This window comes from Niastella populi (genome assembly GCF_002078015.1).
GTDB lineage: Bacteria > Bacteroidota > Bacteroidia > Chitinophagales > Chitinophagaceae > Niastella > Niastella populi.
This window is the reverse complement of the sequence record NZ_LWBP01000218.1, coordinates 1-17,750: the sequence shown is the minus strand read 5'-3', so window position 1 is coordinate 17,750 and position 17,750 is coordinate 1. Positions and strand designations below refer to the sequence as shown.

Genomic DNA, 17,750 nt, shown 5'->3' with positions numbered 1-17,750 from the left:
GTTTGGAATCAAAGGTGATGGTTGTTCGCTGGTGTTATACAGGAATTCAGGGCGAAGCGGCTTAATTAGCGACCTAAGCTACTGTAACCGGGATATGAACTTTTTATGGTTACCAGAAACATGTAACAGTTTCTTAAAACGGCCGGGGAACTTTCAAACACCGGGGAAAAAACTAACTTTACAGGCATAACCCCATATGCAAACGCTCCAGTTCATAGCTTTCTATCTGTTGTTCTCATTCCTGGGCGCCGGCGAACCGCCTGTAAAAAAGGATGTTATCTCCTGTGCGCCTGCCAAAACCGCCTTTTCCGGCTCCATTGTCAGTGTGCGAAGTGGTAACTGGTCCGATGCTGCTACCTGGGGTGGCCGCGTACCCGGGCCGAATGATGCACCCGTGATCGCTGCAGGCAATACGGTTATCGCCGATAGGAACGTGAGCGTGGCGGGTATGCAGGTGGCAGGTGAGCTTATTTACTCACCATATCATTCGGTTGCTATTCAGTCAACAAAAAATATACTTGTCACCGGTGTGCTGCAAATGCGATCACCCAAAAATTCCGTCATTCATGCGCTTCGTTTTACCGGTATCGATGAACGTAAATATGAAGGCGGCGGTATGGATATGCTTGAAAGCGATATCGGGTTATGGGTGATGCAATCGGGTAAACTGCAGTTGCAGGGGCTGGCAAAAACTTCCTGGACAAACGCATTAGGCGCTATTGTCGCCGGTTCCAGCCAAATTACCGTTAAGGATGCGGCCGGCTGGCAAACAGGCGATGAACTGATCATTACGCCTACGGCCAGCGAAGCGCGCAATGCAGATGTGCGCACCATCACCGCTATTAAAGGCAATACCATCACATTAAATACACCCGTTACGGCGCATCCCATGATCAACAATATGTGGACCGCCGAGGTGGGCAATCTTACCCGTAACGTACGCATCGAGGGCACAGCCGGCGGCAAGTCGCATATTTTTATCCGCTCTTCGGTCGCACAACACGTACAAAACGTCGCTTTCAGGTATTTAGGACCGCGCAAAGACCTCGGCGGCACTTATGTAAAAGAGCAGGTGGCAGGGCGCTACGCATTGCATTTTCATCATTGCAACGATGGCAGCGATGGCACACTCGTAGAAGGCTGTGTAATGCGCGATATTGACAATCATGCGTATGTGCCCCATGTGAGCCATGGCATTACCATGACGCGAAATATCGCCTTTAATTGCATGGAGGCGCCGTTCTGGTGGGACCTGCCCGATGCTACCCACCGTACGGTGTGGACGCACAACCTGGTGGTATCACCGAAATACCTGGCGGGCGCCGTTTCATTCGATACCAAAGGGTCGCCCACTTTCGGCGCCCATGGTTTTGTGCTGAGCATGGGCGATGATAACCGCTGTGACAGTAATGTAGTGGCGGGCCAGCAGGGACTGGAAACAGTGAATGCGGCGTACGACTGGGAGGAAATGCCCATTGAATCGGCATGGATCTTTAAAGGTAATGTGGCACATAATTCCGATTGCGGCATCCGCAGCTGGCAGAACAATGGCAAGAACCACGTGCTTGAACAATCAATCGTGTACAATTGTAAGGTGGGTGTTAATCATGGCGCCTATGTGAACAACTATACTTACAACGGCGGCTATTTATACAACAGCGTGTTTGAAGATCATGCAGCCGGCGCTACCAATGGCGTACGTGTTGAAAATATGATCCTCGACGGGGCCGGTCAGGTTCCTTATCCTTTTATCATGGTGGAAAGTCCGGCAAAAGGAACACGCCCGGTATTGTTGCGCAACTGTGTCATTAAAGGCGGCAGCAAAGGCGCTATTCTTAACAATAGCAGTAATGCATTGAAAAGCCTCGATGTGGTGCAGTGTGATATTCGTGGTGAAATAAAGCTGTCACCTGACGCAGGCAGCGGGGAGGTCATTCGCGTGCAGCCGGAAAAAGGGCAACCATACATCATTACCAAACAGGGACGGGATAATATAGATCCGTTCGCGCCTACAATATGGGGGACGGGCGAAGGGTTGAAAGGCGTGTATTTCAACGGCAGTGATTTTGATGATTCTGTAGAGACGCGCATCGATCCGCTGATCAGTTTTCCTGAATGGCTGATACCTATACCCGGTCATGCTACCGGCGTACATTACCGCATCAGGGATCTCCGCTACAGCATCCGCCTCACCGGCTCGGTACAACCTCAGTTTACGGAAGACTATATTTTTTCTATCGAAGCAGGCGGTGGAGTGCGGTTATGGGTGAATGATAAACTTATCATCGACCGCTGGCGCGATGTATACACAGCCACGTATACATCGGATGCCATTCACCTGGAGGCCGGTAAAAAATATGCCATCAGGCTTGAATACTTTAACAAAGACGATCGTTCCTCGCTTTATTTCTACTGGCAAAGTCCATCGTTGCCAATGGAACTGGTGCCGCAGAGCCAGTTATATTCTGAGTAAGTCAGAAGAAAATACAATTGTACTTTCCGTGATCTGTTTGCCATTGTTCATTGGCTGTTGACCCGCTGGCATATTATTTTAGGTGTTACCCGATCATGATTTTCAAATATTATGAAAATCGCCACTTATAATGTGAATGGCATCAACGGGCGGCTGGCCGTGCTGTTACGCTGGCTGAAAGAGGCTCGTCCGGATATCGTATGCCTGCAGGAGTTGAAAACAACCAGCGACAAGTTCCCCATAAAACAAATTGAAGCGGCCGGTTACCAGGCCATCTGGCACGGACAGAAATCGTGGAACGGTGTAGCGATCCTTTCCCATTCGCTGCCTATACAGGAAGTGCGGCGAAAATTGCCCGGCGATCCGCAGGATGAGCATAGCCGCTACCTGGAGGCCATCGTGGGGCAAATGCTTATTGCCTGTATTTATATGCCTAACGGAAACCCATATCCAGGCCTTAAGTTTGACTATAAGTTGAAATGGTATAAACGGCTTGCCGCACATGCCAAAACACTTTTGAAACATGACGTGCCCGTTGCATTGGTGGGCGACTTTAATGTGATGCCCACAGAACTGGATGTTTACAAACCGGAGAAATACATAGACGATGCATTGTTCAGAAAAGAAGTACGCGCCGCGTATGCGCGCCTGTTGAAGCTGGGTTTTACCGATGCATTGCGAACACTGTATCCTGATGATATCATTTACACCTTCTGGGACTACCTGCGGTTTGCCTGGCAGCGTAATGCCGGGCTCAGGCTCGATCATTTTCTGTTGAACAGCCATCTTGCCAAACGCCTGCGAAAAGGCGGGGTTGACAAACATGTAAGAGGCTGGGAAAAGGCGAGCGATCATGCGCCGGCATGGATCGAATTAGGCAAACCATCATCAAAAAAATAAACAGATATGGCAATAAAAGAAATTAACGGATCTGGTAACCCGGTTATAAGACATAAGTATACGGCAGATCCGGCCGCTATTGAATACAACGGCACCGTATACTTGTATACGGGTCATGACGAGCCGCCGGCAGGTGTAGAGGATTATGTGATGAAAGACTGGCTTTGTTTTTCTTCTGCCGATATGGTTCGCTGGGAAGAGCATCCCGTGCCATTGCGGGCAACTGATTTTGCCTGGGCGAAGGGTGGCGCCTATGCGTCACAGGTGATAGAACGCAACGGGAAATTTTACTGGTATGTAGCCGTGTCGCACGGTTCCATACCAGGCAAAGCTATTGGGGTGGCTGTGGCCGGTAAACCGGAAGGGCCGTTTATTGATGCCATTGGAAAAGCGCTTATCACCAATGAAACCATTGGTGTGCCCGGTAAAAACAAGATCAATCTCGATCCCACCGTGCTGATAGATGATGATGGACAGGCTTATTTGTTTTGGGGCAATTCGCAATGTTATTATGTAAAGCTGAAAGAGAATATGAAGGAGCTTGATGGCGCTGTACAAAAGATCGATCTGCCTGAATTCTCCGAAGGCGCCTGGATCTATAAACGTAACGGTTGGTATTATTTGTTGTATGGGTACGATTTTCCCGAGAAGGTGGCTTACGCTATGAGCCGGAGCATCGATGGGCCCTGGGAATTCAAAGGCGTTATCAATGAAATTGCCGGCAACTGTAAAACGAATTCGCCAGCCATACTTGATTACAAAGGAAAAACCTACTTCATTTATCATAATGGCGCACTGCCCGAAGGCGGCAGCCATCGCCGGTCGGTATGTATTGATTATTTAGATTTTAATGAGGATGGAACTATTAAGAAAATTATAATGACGAGTGAAGGGATAGCGGCTGCAGGGTAAGGTGCTCACCCGAGCAGGCCCGGATCGCTGCCAAAATGAAAAAAGCCCCGCACTTCGTGCGAGGCCTTTGTTGCCCGACCTGGATTCGAACCAAGACAAACAGAACCAAAATCTGTCGTACTACCATTATACTATCGGGCAGCCTGGTTCCTTTTAGAAAGGAGTGCAAAAGTAAGGGGTTCTGTTCTTTTCCCCAAATGAAAATGCCATAAATTCATTATTTTTCATCAGATTTTTTTTCACTGGTTTTCAGTTAAAAGGCCAAACAACCTTGTTAAAATTCAGTCACATGAGCACATTTAATCGCCGTTCATTTTTACACACCCTTAAAGCCTTTTCGGCAGGGACCTTACTGTCGTCTATCACGCAGCCGGCATGGAGCCGCAACCTGCAAACCGCCCTGGAAACGGCCGGTTCCAAACCGCCCGATCAGCTGGCGTCCGATGAAGATTTCTGGTCCTACATTCAACAATCATACACCGTTTCGCCCTACATCATCAATTTAAACAATGGCGGCGTGGCGCCTTCGCCTAAACCGGTGCAGGAAGCCATGAAACGGTACTTTGATCTGTGCAACGAAACGCCCAGCCATTTTATGTGGCGGATCCTCGACCAGGGCCGTGAACCCCTTCGCCAGAACCTGGCCCGGGTGGCCGGCTGTAATGCCGAAGAAATTGCCATTCAACGAAATGCATCCGAAGCGCTTGAAACCATCATTTTCGGCCTGCCCCTGATGCGGGGCGATGAAGTGGTGCTTTCAAAACAGGATTATCCCAATGTAATGAACGCCTGGAAACAACGCGAACAGCGCGATGGCGTAAAACTGATCTGGCTGAACCTGGAACTTCCCAGCGAAGACACCGGTTACCTGGTAAATGCTTATGCAAAAGCCTTTACCGCCAAAACAAAAGTGGTGCAGCTGACCCATACCATCAACTGGAACGGCCAGATCATGCCGGTACGTGCCATTGCCGATGCAGCGCATAAAAAGGGGATAGAGGTGATCGTTGACGGGGCACATAGCTTTGCGCATTTTGAATACACCATTCCTGATCTGGGGGCCGATTATTTTGGAACCAGCCTGCACAAATGGCTTAGCGCCTGCATTGGGGTAGGGATGTTATATGTAAAAAAAGAGAAGGTCAAAAAACTATATCCATTGTTTGCGGCGCCGGAACCGGATATTGATGATATTCGTAAATTTGAACACCTCGGCACCCGCCCTTTCTTTATTGAACAGGCTGTAGGCAAGGCTATTGAATTTCATGAAATGATCGGCGCCGGACGCAAAGAACAACGGCTGATGTACCTGAAGAATTACTGGATGGAAAGAGTGAAGGACATTCCTAATATCAAATTGGGAACGTCCATGAAACCGGGTTTTGGTTGCGGCATTGGCCTGGTACACCTGAACCTGCCAAAGCTGTTGCCGGGTGACCTTGAATTATTTCTCTGGAACAATTATAAGATCCATAGCACCAACGTGCAGCATGAGAACATTCAGGGCGTTCGTATTACGCCCAACGTATATACTACCACTAAACAACTGGATGTACTGGTTGAAGGTATTCATGCATATGCAAAGAACAGAGGTGGTAAGCAATAGGCAATTAAAAGTCCGGAAGGGTTATTGGATTACCTTCCGGACTTCTGATTATATTAGTATTTTAAACTGCCATTACCAGGTAATAGTTTCTTTTTCCCTTCTGCACTAACAGATACTTTCCATGCAGTAACAATGATGAATCAACTGTTAATTGAACATCTTCAACCTTCCGGCGATTGATGCTTACACCGCCGCCCTGCACCATTTTGCGGGCTTCGCCTTTGCTGGGAAAGATCTTTGTTTCGGCGAGGAAAGTTACCACATCGACACCGGTATTAACTTTCGTTAACTCATAATCGAATTTGGTTACGCCATCCATTGTTTCCAGGTCTTCCAGCGTAAGCGATTCGGCGGGCGCGTTTTGTTTACCGAATGTTTTTTCGGTAGTAGCAAGCGCTTCCTGGTAACCTGCTTCGCCATGCACAAAAACAGTCACTTCCTTTGCCAGGGTTTTCTGCAACAGACGGGCCGCTGCATCTTTGTGATGCGCTTCGATCAACTGTTCAATGGTTTCTTTGGAGAGGAACGTAAATATTTTTATCCATTTTTCTGCATCCGCGTCTGCTGCGTTTAACCAGAACTGGTAAAACTCGTATGGTGATGTTTTTTCGGGCGACAGCCACACATTGCCCTTTTCACTTTTACCGAATTTTCCGCCATCGGCTTTGGTAAGCAACGGGCAGGTCAATGCAAAAGCTTCGCCACCCGCTTTACGGCGAATGAATTCAGTGCCTGTAGTAATGTTACCCCATTGGTCGCTGCCACCCATTTGCAGTTTGCAGTTCTTATTCTTGAATAACCAGTAGAAGTCGTACCCCTGCATTAACTGGTATGCAAATTCAGTGTAGCTGATGCCTGTTTCACCTTCAATGCGTTTTCTCACACTGTCTTTGGCCATCATATAGTTTACGGTTATATGTTTACCCGCGTCGCGCAGGAACTGGATAAAGGAAATGTTCTTAAACCAGTCGTAGTTATTGACCATCTCGGCCGCGTTGGGTTTTGAAGCATCAAAATCGAGGAATTGTTCCAGCTGTTTCCTGATGCCGTCGAGGTTCTTCTGCAACTGGTCTTCACTTAAAAAGTTACGTTCTTCACTTTTACCCGATGGGTCGCCGATCATTCCGGTAGCGCCGCCGACAAGGGCAATGGGTTTATGACCGGCCTTTTGCATGTGTACCAGTAACAAGATAGGTACGAGGCTGCCTATGTGTAAACTGTCCGACGTGGGGTCGAAACCGATATAACCGGAGGTCATTTCTTTTTTCAGCTGATCTTCGGTCCCGGGCATAATATCCTGGATCATACCCCGCCATTGTAGTTCTGTTACCAAGTTCATATTATATTGACATTAAACGAATAATAAATAGTTTTACCAATGCCCGCGCAAAGGTTTTACATTTGTGCGGCCTACATAACTTCACCCGCTGTTCGATACTGGGTTATATGTAGTAAATCAATGATTTAGGCAAATGTACGGATTACCGCAACTTTGCCTGAAAGATGCAATATTTTAATTGTAAAATCGTTTGAAAGTGCTGGCCCCGGCCTGTTTTCTGAACGGCTTCAATTTCAACTTAGTTTAGCTCGCTTTTGCCGACGGGTGCAGCCAATATCCTAAAGAAATAGTCTTTATACATCAAGTTGCTTATTTCGAAAATTGGATCAATGAAAAGGACCCGTTTTTACGTTACCCTGGTGGTGTTAATGCTACAGCAGTTTTCCTATGCCCAGTTCCGTAAATATTCTAATGAGTTTTTGAATATCGGGGCCGGTGCCCGTGGCCTGGCCATGGCCAGCGCGCAGGTGGCTTCGGTAAGTGATGGTACCGCCGGTTACTGGAACCCGGCCGGGTTGGTGAATGTTAAAGACAATCCCCAGTTGAATCTGATGCATGCCGAATACTTTGCCGGAATAGGTAAATACGATTACGGCAGCCTCGCAATTCCCTTAAAAAATAACAAACAGGTTTTAGGATTGTCGTTATTGCGGTTTGCAGTGGACGATATCCCCAATACCGTATTTCTGGTAGAAGCTGACGGCTCTATCAATTATAGTAATATCACAACATTTTCTTCGGCCGACTATGCCTTCCTGCTTTCCCTGGCCCAGCAGATAAAATCAACCGGTAAAAGTAAAATCAGCGGTGGCGTGAACGCCAAGATCATTCACCGGAAAGCCGGCGATCTGGCCACGGCCTGGGGCTTTGGATTCGATGCCGGCATTCAGATCGTGAACAATAAATGGAAAATAGGTATTATGGCCCGCGACGTTACCACCACATTCAATGCGTGGTCATTCAGTTTGCCTGAAAAGATGCGGGAAGTGTTTTACTATACCGGTAACGACATTCCCAGTAAATCAACCGAGCTAACCGCTCCTAAACTGATCCTGGGCGGTAGTTATACTTTCAAACTGAACAAGAACCTGAACCTGTTGACCGAAGCCAACTTCGATCTTACGTTCGATGGCCGCCGTAACACCGTGCTGAGCTCAAATGCGGTAAGTCTTGACCCCAAACTGGGACTGGAAGTGAGCTGGAGGAACGTATTCTTCGTAAGGGGCGGGGTGAACAACTTTCAAAAGGCGCTAGACGATGATGATATCACCAATACGAAGAAGGTGTGGATCTATCAGCCTGGTGTAGGCGCCGGCTTCCGGTTGTCGAACGTGCTCATCGACTATGCTTTTACCAATCTTGCAAATCAATCGAATCCGTTATATACCCATGTGTTTTCGTTGAAAGTGGACCTGGTTAAAAAGGGAAATAAAAAGTAAACTACCCTATTGAAAGGAATCTGAAACTTGTATAATTATGAGGAAGATTTTAACCCTGTTGCTGATAGTGGCAGGTTTTACTGCTACAGCCCAGTATAATAATGAATGGATAACGTACTCGCAGACGTATTATAAGATCAAGATTGCAAGAGACGGTGTTTACCGTATTCCTAAGTCATTGCTCGATGCGATGGGTATCGGCGGTACCCAGGTGCAGAATTTTGAGCTATGGCGTAATGGGGAGCGGGTTCCTTTCTATCCATCTGTTTCAAGCGGTTCGTTGCCTGGTAACGGTTTCCTCGAGTTCTGGGGCGAGCAGAATGATGGAAAACCCGACAGGGCTTTATACCGGTTACCCGAATACCAGCATACCACCAAAATGAGCTTGCAAACCGATACGGCCATTTACTTTTTAAGTGTGAACAATGGCACGGGAGCCGGGATACAGTATACCACTGTTACCAATAATGCAGGCAGCAGCCCATTGCCGGTTGAGCCGTATTTTATGTATACAGCCGGTAATTACTATTTGCATAATAACAGGCTTCCCAATGCCGGTTTGGCTTCCATTGTTGGGGTGCCGGTATACTCATCATCATACGATCAGGGTGAGGTATTTGCCAGTAATGAAATAGGTTCATCCGGAGTTCTTTCTACTCCCTTATCAAATCTGAATGTTTATGGCAGCGGTCCGCAAAGTACACTGAAGTTTGGTGCTGTAGGTCAGGCTCTTAATACCCGTACTATTAAAGTGCGGGTAAATGGTAACGAGGTGAAGGATACAGTGATGAGCTATTACAACGATCTGGTTAGCAATGTGCCTGTTGCTACCAATACTTTAAATACAGGTTCCATAACATTTCAGTTTCAAAACAACTCTTCTGCTCCTACAGACAGGATGGTTGTATCGTTCTTTGAACTTACTTATCCGCGTACCTGGGATTTTAACAACCAGGCGAACTTTAAATTTGCCTTGCCGGCGAGAAGCAGTGGCTATTTAATTCATATCACGAATTTTAATTACAACGGCGTTCAGCCTATACTGTATGATACAAAGAACGGGGAACGATATGTGGGCGATATTTCAACCGGCGGTACCGTGAAATTTGCACTACCTGGTTTGAATACCAGCCGCGATCTGGTGCTGGTAAGCCAGGACGGGGCTAATATCAATAATGTGAGTGCGTATACTACGCGCAATTTCCGGGATTATTCATTGGCGACCAATCAGGGTGATTATATAATCATCAGTAACCCAATTCTTTATACGGGAAGTAATGGAAACAATCCTGTTGAAGATTATAAGACTTACCGGGAATCTGCCGCAGGCGCCGCTCCCGGACAAGCTCCGTATAAAGTATTGATCGCAGATATAAACGAGCTTACTGATCAATTCGCTTTTGGCATAAAAATGCATCCTTTATCGGTTCGTAATTTTATAAGGTTTGCAAGGCTGAAGTTCAAGGAGGTAAAGCATGTTTTCCTTATTGGGCGGGGCATGAACTACGCCGACTTTCAAAAAACCCAAAAGTATCCCTCGCTTTACCCAAATGGCAATCCAATGGCCGATCAGTTGAATCTGGTGCCTACTTTTGGTAATCCTGGGTCAGACAATTTATTAAGTGCCCAAGACCTGGCTATACCAGTGGCTACCACGCCAATCGGCCGCTTATCAGTGGTTAGTGGGAAGGAAATTGAAGACTACCTTGAAAAAATAAAAGAATATGAACTTGCTCAGAAGAACGCGCCTAACACCATTGATGGTCGTGCATGGATGAAAAACGTGGTGCATGTAACCGGTTCCAGCGACCAGTACCTTGGAGTTGTTTTATGTAATTATATGGATACATACCGGCGTATTATTCAGGACACAAGCTATGGCGCGAATGTAACCACTTTTTGTAAAACAAGTACTAACTCTACGGAGATCATATCCGCCGACAGGTTATCGCAGAAATTTGCTGAAGGTATCAGCATCCTTACTTATTTTGGTCACTCATCGGCAACTACGTTGGAATTTAATATTGATAATCCGCAGAACTATAATAATTCCGGAAAGTATCCTGTTTTTCTTGTGAATGGCTGTAAGGCTGGGGATTTCTTTACGTATTACCCTGAGCGGTTGTCTGCAAATGAAACACTTTCAGAGAAATTTACGCTGGCCAAACAACGGGGATCTATAGGCTTTGTTGCCAGTACACACTTTGGTATCGTAAATTACCTGAACTTATATTTATCAGAATTATATTCTATCGTTGCAACTAAGGATTATGGTTTAACATTAGGTGAAACATTGAGGGATGCTTTAATGCAAATGATTCAGGCTACAGGTACCTATGATTTTTACTCCCGCATACATGCTGAACAGATGACCTTGCATGGCGACCCGGCTTTGATGATCAATGCGCAGCCAAAGCCCGATTATGCAATAGAAGATCACCTGATAAATTTAACCCCCACATTTATTTCGCTGGCTGAAAACAAGTTTAACCTAAAAGTAAAGGTGGTTAATTTGGGCAAAGCTTACAACGATTCTATTCGCTTTGAAATAAAGCGCCAGTTCCCTGATGGCAGCACCGGGATTTTATTCGATCAAAAGATTCCCGGCAGCCGTTTTGCTGATTCAGTTGAGTTGTCGGTTCCCATTATTGCCAGCAGGGATAAAGGATTGCACAGGATCACCGCTACCATTGATGCTGATAATCAGGTTGGTGAAATAACAGAAACAAATAATTCGATAGCAAAAGAATTCTACATTTTTGAAGAAGAAGCCAGGCCTGTTTATCCATACAATTACGCTATCATAAATAATTCTTCTCAAAAATTATATGCCTCTACAGCCAATGCATTGAGTGCGCAGAATACATATGTAATGGAAATTGATACGACGGTGCGGTTTAATTCCACTTTTAAAGTGAGCAAGTCTGTTTCGTCAGTTGGTGGTGTGCTTGAATTTGATCCGGCCATCAGTTATCAGGATAGTGTTGTATATTACTGGAGGGTTGCACAGGTGCCAACAGGTAACAGCCTATATCATTGGAACAATGCTTCGTTCAGATACGTAAAAGCCCCTGTAGATGGATTTGGCCAATCACATTTTTATCAGCATTTGGAATCTGCCACCGACGATATTTCATTAGCCGATAGTCTTAAATGGGCGTTTGGAAAAACCAAACATTTTGCGTACATGATGAACGGCGTTTATCCTACAACTACCAATCAGGGCACAGCATATGGCGCCGTTCTTGATGATACCCTTTCCATGGGGCCGGGATGTGCTTTTAATGAGCTTATAATAAATGTGATAAATCCTGTTACATTTAAACCATGGGTTAATAAAAATGGAGGAGCTCCGGGTTTATATGGTTCTCACACTTGTGGTAACGACCCAACGCGTAAATACAATTTCATGTTCTACTATTATGATGTGGCAACCAGAAAGCAGGCAATGGATTTTCTGGATCTTATACCAAATGGTTATTATGTAATGGTCAGAAACAATGGCAGCGCCGAGCGCCCGAATACTTCCGATCCTTTAAATGTTTATGTTAATGCTTGGAAGGCTGATACCGCGTTGTATGGTTCGGGTAAATCGTTGTATCACCAATTGTTTTACGCTGGCTTTTATGAAATGGATTCATTTTATGTGCCGAGGTCTTTTAATTTTATTTATAAGAAAGGGGATACCACATTCCCTATGCGTTACATTAACTCAAAAGGGCCGAATGATCATATTACCCTTTCCGCTGAATGCTTCACTCCTGATACGGTAGGTGTCATCACTTCGCCGAAATTCGGACCGGCCCGTAAATGGTACGAAGTTAAATGGAGTGGGGCGTCGGTAGAAACTCCTTCTAATGACGATCCGGTTGTGGATGTGGTGGGAGTGGATAAAAATAATAATGAAACGGTTCTTTACCGGCTGAACAAAGGGACGCAGGTACAGGATGTATCCATGGTAGACCCAGTGAAATATCCGTATATTTTTCTACGAATGCGTAACATTGACTCTGTAACGTTAACGCCTTACCAGCTTAAAGATTGGAGGATTCATTATGAACCGCAACCAGAAGGAGCGATAGCGCCTAATATTTATATGGTGATGAAGGATACATTTGATCTTGGCGACTCGGTTCGGTTTGGCATAGCCTTTAAGAATGTAAGCAAACAGTCGTTTGACAGTGTATTGGTAAGAGCTACAGTTGTGGACCAAAGCAATGTTACCCATGTTGTGTATCTCGGAAGGCATAAGCCAATTATTACCGGCGACACTGTAACTGTAAACATTGATATTGGATCCACTAGTTACTCTGGTTCGAATACGCTGTTCGTTAATTTCAACCCTAATAATGATCAGCCTGAGTATGAGCTTTTTAATAATTTTATCTATAAAGGCTTTTATGTACGGCCCGATAGAGTGAGGCCTTTGCTGGATGTTACTTTTGATGGAGTGCACATTTTGAACAGGGATCTCGTATCTGCCAAACCCCACATTCAAATCAAACTTAAAGATGAGTCGAAATACATGTTGCTTACAGATACGGCTCTTGGCAGTGTAGAGGTTCGCTTTCCCGATAATAAAATACGTACTTATCATTACGATAACGATACGTTGAGATTTACACCTGCCACCAGCGGGGATAATACCGCAACTATTGACTTTACACCGCAATTCACCAAGCAGATCAATCCCGAAGGAGACGAATATGAGTTGATTGTAAAAGGAAAAGATAAAAGTGGGAATAAGGCCAGTGACATTGAATATCGTGTTAGCTTCAAGGTTATTACCAAGCCTATGATCTCCAACGTACTGAATTATCCCAATCCATTCAGTACTTCTACTGCCTTTGTATTTACTATTACTGGTAGTGAGATACCACAGAATGTCAGGATTCAGATATTAACGGTAACGGGCAAAATTGTAAGAGAGATCACAATGAATGAACTGGGCCCATTGCATATCGGAAGAAACATTACAGAGTACAAGTGGGATGGAACCGATCAGTATGGGCAGAAACTTGGAAATGGAGTTTACCTGTATCGGGTCATAACTTCCATGGATGGCAGGGCAATGGACAAGTATAAGGCCGCAGGTGATAATACTGATAAGTATTTCAATAATGGTTATGGAAAAATGTACCTGATGCGATAATTTTTCAGGATATTAATACAATTAAGGCTGCCGGAACCGGCAGCCTTAATTTTTTTTACCTGCCTATAAATTCTTCCATAATAGGATATGCCTACTTCATAATTCCTGATCCCTTAAATTCCTGGCTACCCTGAGGGTTTTTCGAAGTAAAGAAATTGTAAGTCCGTGAAACTAAAGCCCGGCATTAATTCCTTTTATACTGAAAGAAATTTTATATATATGAGGGGGAGGGTATGGAAAATTTGGGGTAATATTATTTCCCTTTAAATCCGTCAGTTATACTGTTTCCCCGCAGCAAGATATGTTCGCAGCGGCCCTGAAAACACGGTGCGGGAGCAAAGCTGCAGTTATCGCTTACCGAGAATCTATTTCCCTTACAATTAGTTGTAGTATAAACTGTTTTTTTTACGCCGGCAGGTCGGATGATCTGCGATGGCTTAAAATAATAAATTATCCTGTAACCGATATAAAATGCCACTAGTAAGCTTACCAGCATGGTAAGAATATTACTCAATTTTCGATCTTCAAATGAACTTTTTAAAAAAGATACGTTTTTTAAACCAGCGCCCAAACTGTAACACAATGGTATAAGAAATCCGGTGCCAAACCTTGTTGCAGGTGCAGACATCATCCATATCAGACTTCCAGTGAGAGCAATGCCTAGTATGCATCTGTTTGTATAGTCCGATTGTCTAATGTTGATTTTTAATTTTATGAGGAAAACCAGTGACAGTATCAGAATAGTGCATAGCAATAACCGGTCGGGTAAAACAAGCTCGTTCCACCACAGGGGTATCCATTTTGATGCAGACAACTGCAATGCTTTTTCTGCCTCATCATAACCAGCTACTGGAAATCTTGCATAAGCTGTTATATAGCGTTGAAAGCCGTATACCTGTGTTTCATCCAGTTTCCAGTCGAAATTAAATAGATTAAATACCGTGGAAGGGAACAGCGGATAGCCCGTTGTAATGATATTTCGCACCAGATATGGTAAGCTAATTAGAACCGAACTTCCGATGATTAACAACGCAGGTTTTATCTTTTTTTGAGTAAAAAGTTTGCAAACGATCAGCATAGGCAGTAAGGCAATGGCAATGGCCGATAATTTTATGGTAATCGCGGTACAGCAAAATAAAACAGCAAGATATGTGTATACACGATTGTTGTTTGCCCTGGTTTGTAAAAACGAATAGAACGCAGCCCAGATGTATAAAGTTGTGATGAAGTCAGGGCTGGCAGATACCGCTGTTAGCCGAATTTGTGTCCATGAGATGCTTGTGAAAATTAATAAAAGTATCCAGTTGGTGAGTTGGTAGTTTGTTTTTCCTTTTGCCTCGGACTGAATGTTGTCAGGAGATGTTAATTTAAGGCATATAAAAAGGAAGAACCAACACAACACACATCCATTGAGAAATAGGTAATTGTTATGATGTATAAAGTTAAATCTGAAAATTGCCTGTACCGAGAACCACATACTCGTCATGGCTGTTTCATAACGTAAGTGAACCAGTCCTGGAATGGCCTTATATTTTTCCATTACATTAATAGCCTGTGCATGGTATGATAAGGTGTCAGGGTGAATTATTTCGTAAGTGCCCATGACAAGTATTAACAGCGAACAAAGGGTAAACAAAAGCAATGGCAAGCGGTTGATGCTTCTGATCAAAGTGAGTTGTTGAATTATTTGTTTTCTGTTAGTTGGAACTAGGAGATAGGATATTGCAAACACAATGATGGAGAGATGTGCAGCTAACGAAAGCGGCATGAATACTGACTCGGCCAATGAAATTACACCAATGCCTGCCAGGCCGGTTAAGCATATTATTGGAGGGGCCGGTTCATTGCCTGGTGATATAAGTTTATTAAACGGGCTCAGCATTATATTTCCCCAGATCAGGCAAATAGCAGAAATGTATATCCACGAAAACAGTGTAAGAAGCATTTGCTAGTTTTTAGTATCTCTCTCCGGTTGTGATAACAGGTATGTTTTTTTGAAGGTAAAACCCGTCGCTGATAACTTTACCTCTCGCCCTGAGTGCAGGTTGAACAAAATACAGGCAGGGTAGGTCGGTGTCATAACACCTGGCTGTTTGGTTATTAAGTATTTTATGAGGTATTTTCAAAGTAATGTTATCAATCTTTACCACATCAAATGGAGGCTTCGGTAATGGATATGGCAAAACGCCGTTTCGATAAGCAGGATTAATAACGATTTTGTGAGTTATATAAATTAAACAACCGGCAGTTAAAATGGATGCCGAGGTTTTAAGAACGGCTTTTGACAGGAAGCTTACTGTAACCGGTTTGATCAAAACAAAAAATAAAGCGATGCCTCCCAGGAGAGGTCCATAGGCAAATCGCGGATCCGGGGCCACAAAGAACCATGAAATTAGTTGGAATGTCAGGACGAGAACCATCCACTGAGCGTGTATATTAAAATTCTTCCTGATTACTTTCCATTTTAGTATGGAAAACGAATAACCTGCCAGTGAGAGGGTTACAACCGGTTTGTCATACAGAAAGAGGTATTTGTACCAAAGTCGTATCCAGGAGGGAAAGGAGTAGGATCTGGTTATTTCGATTGATTGATGCATGTTGTTTACCCGGTTAAAATATTTAATATAAGAAGCCAACGCTTCTGTAACTTTTTTACTTGCTTTCCAATTAACAGCAAACAGGTCAATCTGGGAAACTGGAAAAAAAACATAACCGGATAATATTACATTACGGATGAGAAATGGTGCAGTTGTTATTAATCCAATTGAAACATATCCGGCTATATACCGCCATTTTTTTTCTTTTATACATTGCCACAGTATGGGAACTGATAAAAGCAACAAAGGATAGTTAATAATGCGGATCGTAAATAAAAAGAAAGGCCACAATATCCATTCTTCAAAGCTGGTAAACCGGGAGTAGTATATTGATTCTATCAACAGAATAACAACGCAACAGGTGGTAATGAAGTCGTAATTGGCTGTGGTTGCATTACCTCTTATCATTGGCCAGGTGAACAATGTCAGCATCAGAAGCGTCAGAATGCCTGTGTATTGGATATTTGAAAGAACAGATATTTTACCGGTGAATAGCGGGTTTATCTTTTCAATAAAATAAAAACAAAGCCAACATGACAGCAGTCCGTTTAATACTTCGTAAGTGTTGACCCCGGTCATTGCAGGAGAAACAAGGCCGATTGCAATAAACCATGAACTGTTAAAGCCATAACGGATATGAAGGTTGGCAAGTCCGGGAACTGTGCCATATTCCTGTATCCATTTTATATTCTGTATGTGGTAACTTTCTGTATCATCCATAATAACAGGGCCGGCATTCAGGGTAAGGATCATAAAAAAAAGAATGCCGGCGATGCCCAGCGATATGGCAGACAATTTTCGTAAGCTGGCAATAACAGGAGCCAACCGGTGCTGTATCCTTTTTTTCAAAGCCAGGCAGCATAGCGAGAGGCTGGCTAATACCGCAAGCGTTGAGAATATATTCAATGGGCAAAAAAGAACAAGCCATTGTCCTGTGGCGGTAATAAAGATTAAACCTGTAATAGCATAAAAAACCAGGGGTTTTTCTGCGGGGGTGTTATTAACTATACCCAAGAATGACAACAAAGCATATGCTAGTATGCCCGCAAATAAACAGGCCAGCGAAATGATGCAGTACATCAATGCCAGATATAGCATAAAGTGGGAGTTTATATATTTAAAAGGACCGCTGCAGGCTGTTAAAAGACGCGGCCCGTTCAGGAGGCGCCTATTTTTGCCACAATTATAGCTATTATAGGGAATATAAACAAAGGAGTATAATATCTATGGATTGCTTTGTAAAAAGCGTTATTTTGGGAGGTTTAATAGTTATTGCTGTATATTATATGAAGTACCGAATTGAATTATTGTTAAAAAGACTGTTCTATTTAA

At 44.2% G+C, this 17,750-nt stretch carries 9 protein-coding genes and 1 tRNA gene; 6 read left to right on the top strand and 4 right to left on the bottom strand.

Going from position 1 to position 17,750, the window contains the following annotated elements:
• Positions 1–196 precede the first annotated feature (196 nt).
• The 3 genes from A4R26_RS28435 (at position 197) to A4R26_RS28425 (ending at position 4,285) form a co-directional block, all read left to right on the top strand.
• The gene (locus tag A4R26_RS28435; RefSeq protein ID WP_081169929.1) at positions 197–2,473 is read left to right on the top strand and encodes a PA14 domain-containing protein; all 2,277 of its coding nucleotides are present in this window, start codon (positions 197–199) and stop codon (positions 2,471–2,473) included.
• A 111-nt stretch (positions 2,474–2,584) separates the two neighbouring features.
• Positions 2,585–3,373: an exodeoxyribonuclease III gene (gene xth / locus A4R26_RS28430; RefSeq protein WP_081169928.1), complete on the top strand. Its 789-nt coding sequence runs from the start codon at positions 2,585–2,587 to the stop codon at positions 3,371–3,373.
• A 6-nt stretch (positions 3,374–3,379) separates the two neighbouring features.
• Positions 3,380–4,285 carry a glycoside hydrolase family 43 protein gene (locus tag A4R26_RS28425; protein WP_081169927.1) on the top strand — a complete coding sequence of 302 codons (906 nt, stop codon included), beginning with the start codon at positions 3,380–3,382 and terminating at the stop codon, positions 4,283–4,285.
• A 70-nt stretch (positions 4,286–4,355) separates the two neighbouring features.
• Here A4R26_RS28425 and A4R26_RS28420 read toward each other — a convergent pair.
• Positions 4,356–4,426: transfer RNA gene (locus tag A4R26_RS28420), tRNA-Gln, on the bottom strand.
• Between the two features lie 148 nt (positions 4,427–4,574).
• On the opposite strand from A4R26_RS28420, the gene A4R26_RS28415 reads away from it, so the two are divergent.
• Positions 4,575–5,891, top strand: coding sequence for an aminotransferase class V-fold PLP-dependent enzyme (locus A4R26_RS28415; protein WP_081169926.1), 1,317 nt, complete (start codon positions 4,575–4,577; stop codon positions 5,889–5,891).
• A 61-nt stretch (positions 5,892–5,952) separates the two neighbouring features.
• Here the strand turns inward: A4R26_RS28415 and tyrS are convergent, their stop codons facing one another.
• Positions 5,953–7,230: a tyrosine--tRNA ligase gene (gene tyrS, locus A4R26_RS28410; protein ID WP_081169925.1), complete on the bottom strand. Its 1,278-nt coding sequence runs from the start codon at positions 7,228–7,230 to the stop codon at positions 5,953–5,955.
• Between the two features lie 329 nt (positions 7,231–7,559).
• On the opposite strand from tyrS, the gene A4R26_RS28405 reads away from it, so the two are divergent.
• A complete protein-coding gene (locus tag A4R26_RS28405; protein ID WP_081169924.1) occupies positions 7,560–8,669 on the top strand; it encodes a putative type IX sorting system protein PorV2 in 1,110 nt (369 codons plus the stop codon).
• A gap of 37 nt (positions 8,670–8,706) precedes the next feature.
• Positions 8,707–13,821, top strand: coding sequence for a putative type IX secretion system sortase PorU2 (porU2, locus tag A4R26_RS28400; RefSeq protein ID WP_081169923.1), 5,115 nt, complete (start codon positions 8,707–8,709; stop codon positions 13,819–13,821).
• A gap of 253 nt (positions 13,822–14,074) precedes the next feature.
• Here porU2 and A4R26_RS28395 read toward each other — a convergent pair whose 3' ends face one another.
• Both A4R26_RS28395 and A4R26_RS28390 read right to left on the bottom strand, forming a co-directional pair.
• Positions 14,075–15,766 carry an LIC_10190 family membrane protein gene (locus A4R26_RS28395; RefSeq protein WP_081169922.1) on the bottom strand — a complete coding sequence of 564 codons (1,692 nt, stop codon included), beginning with the start codon at positions 15,764–15,766 and terminating at the stop codon, positions 14,075–14,077.
• A gap of 10 nt (positions 15,767–15,776) precedes the next feature.
• A complete protein-coding gene (locus A4R26_RS28390) occupies positions 15,777–17,516 on the bottom strand; it encodes a DUF8201 family protein (RefSeq protein WP_081169921.1) in 1,740 nt (579 codons plus the stop codon).
• Between the last annotated feature and the right edge of the window lie 234 nt (positions 17,517–17,750).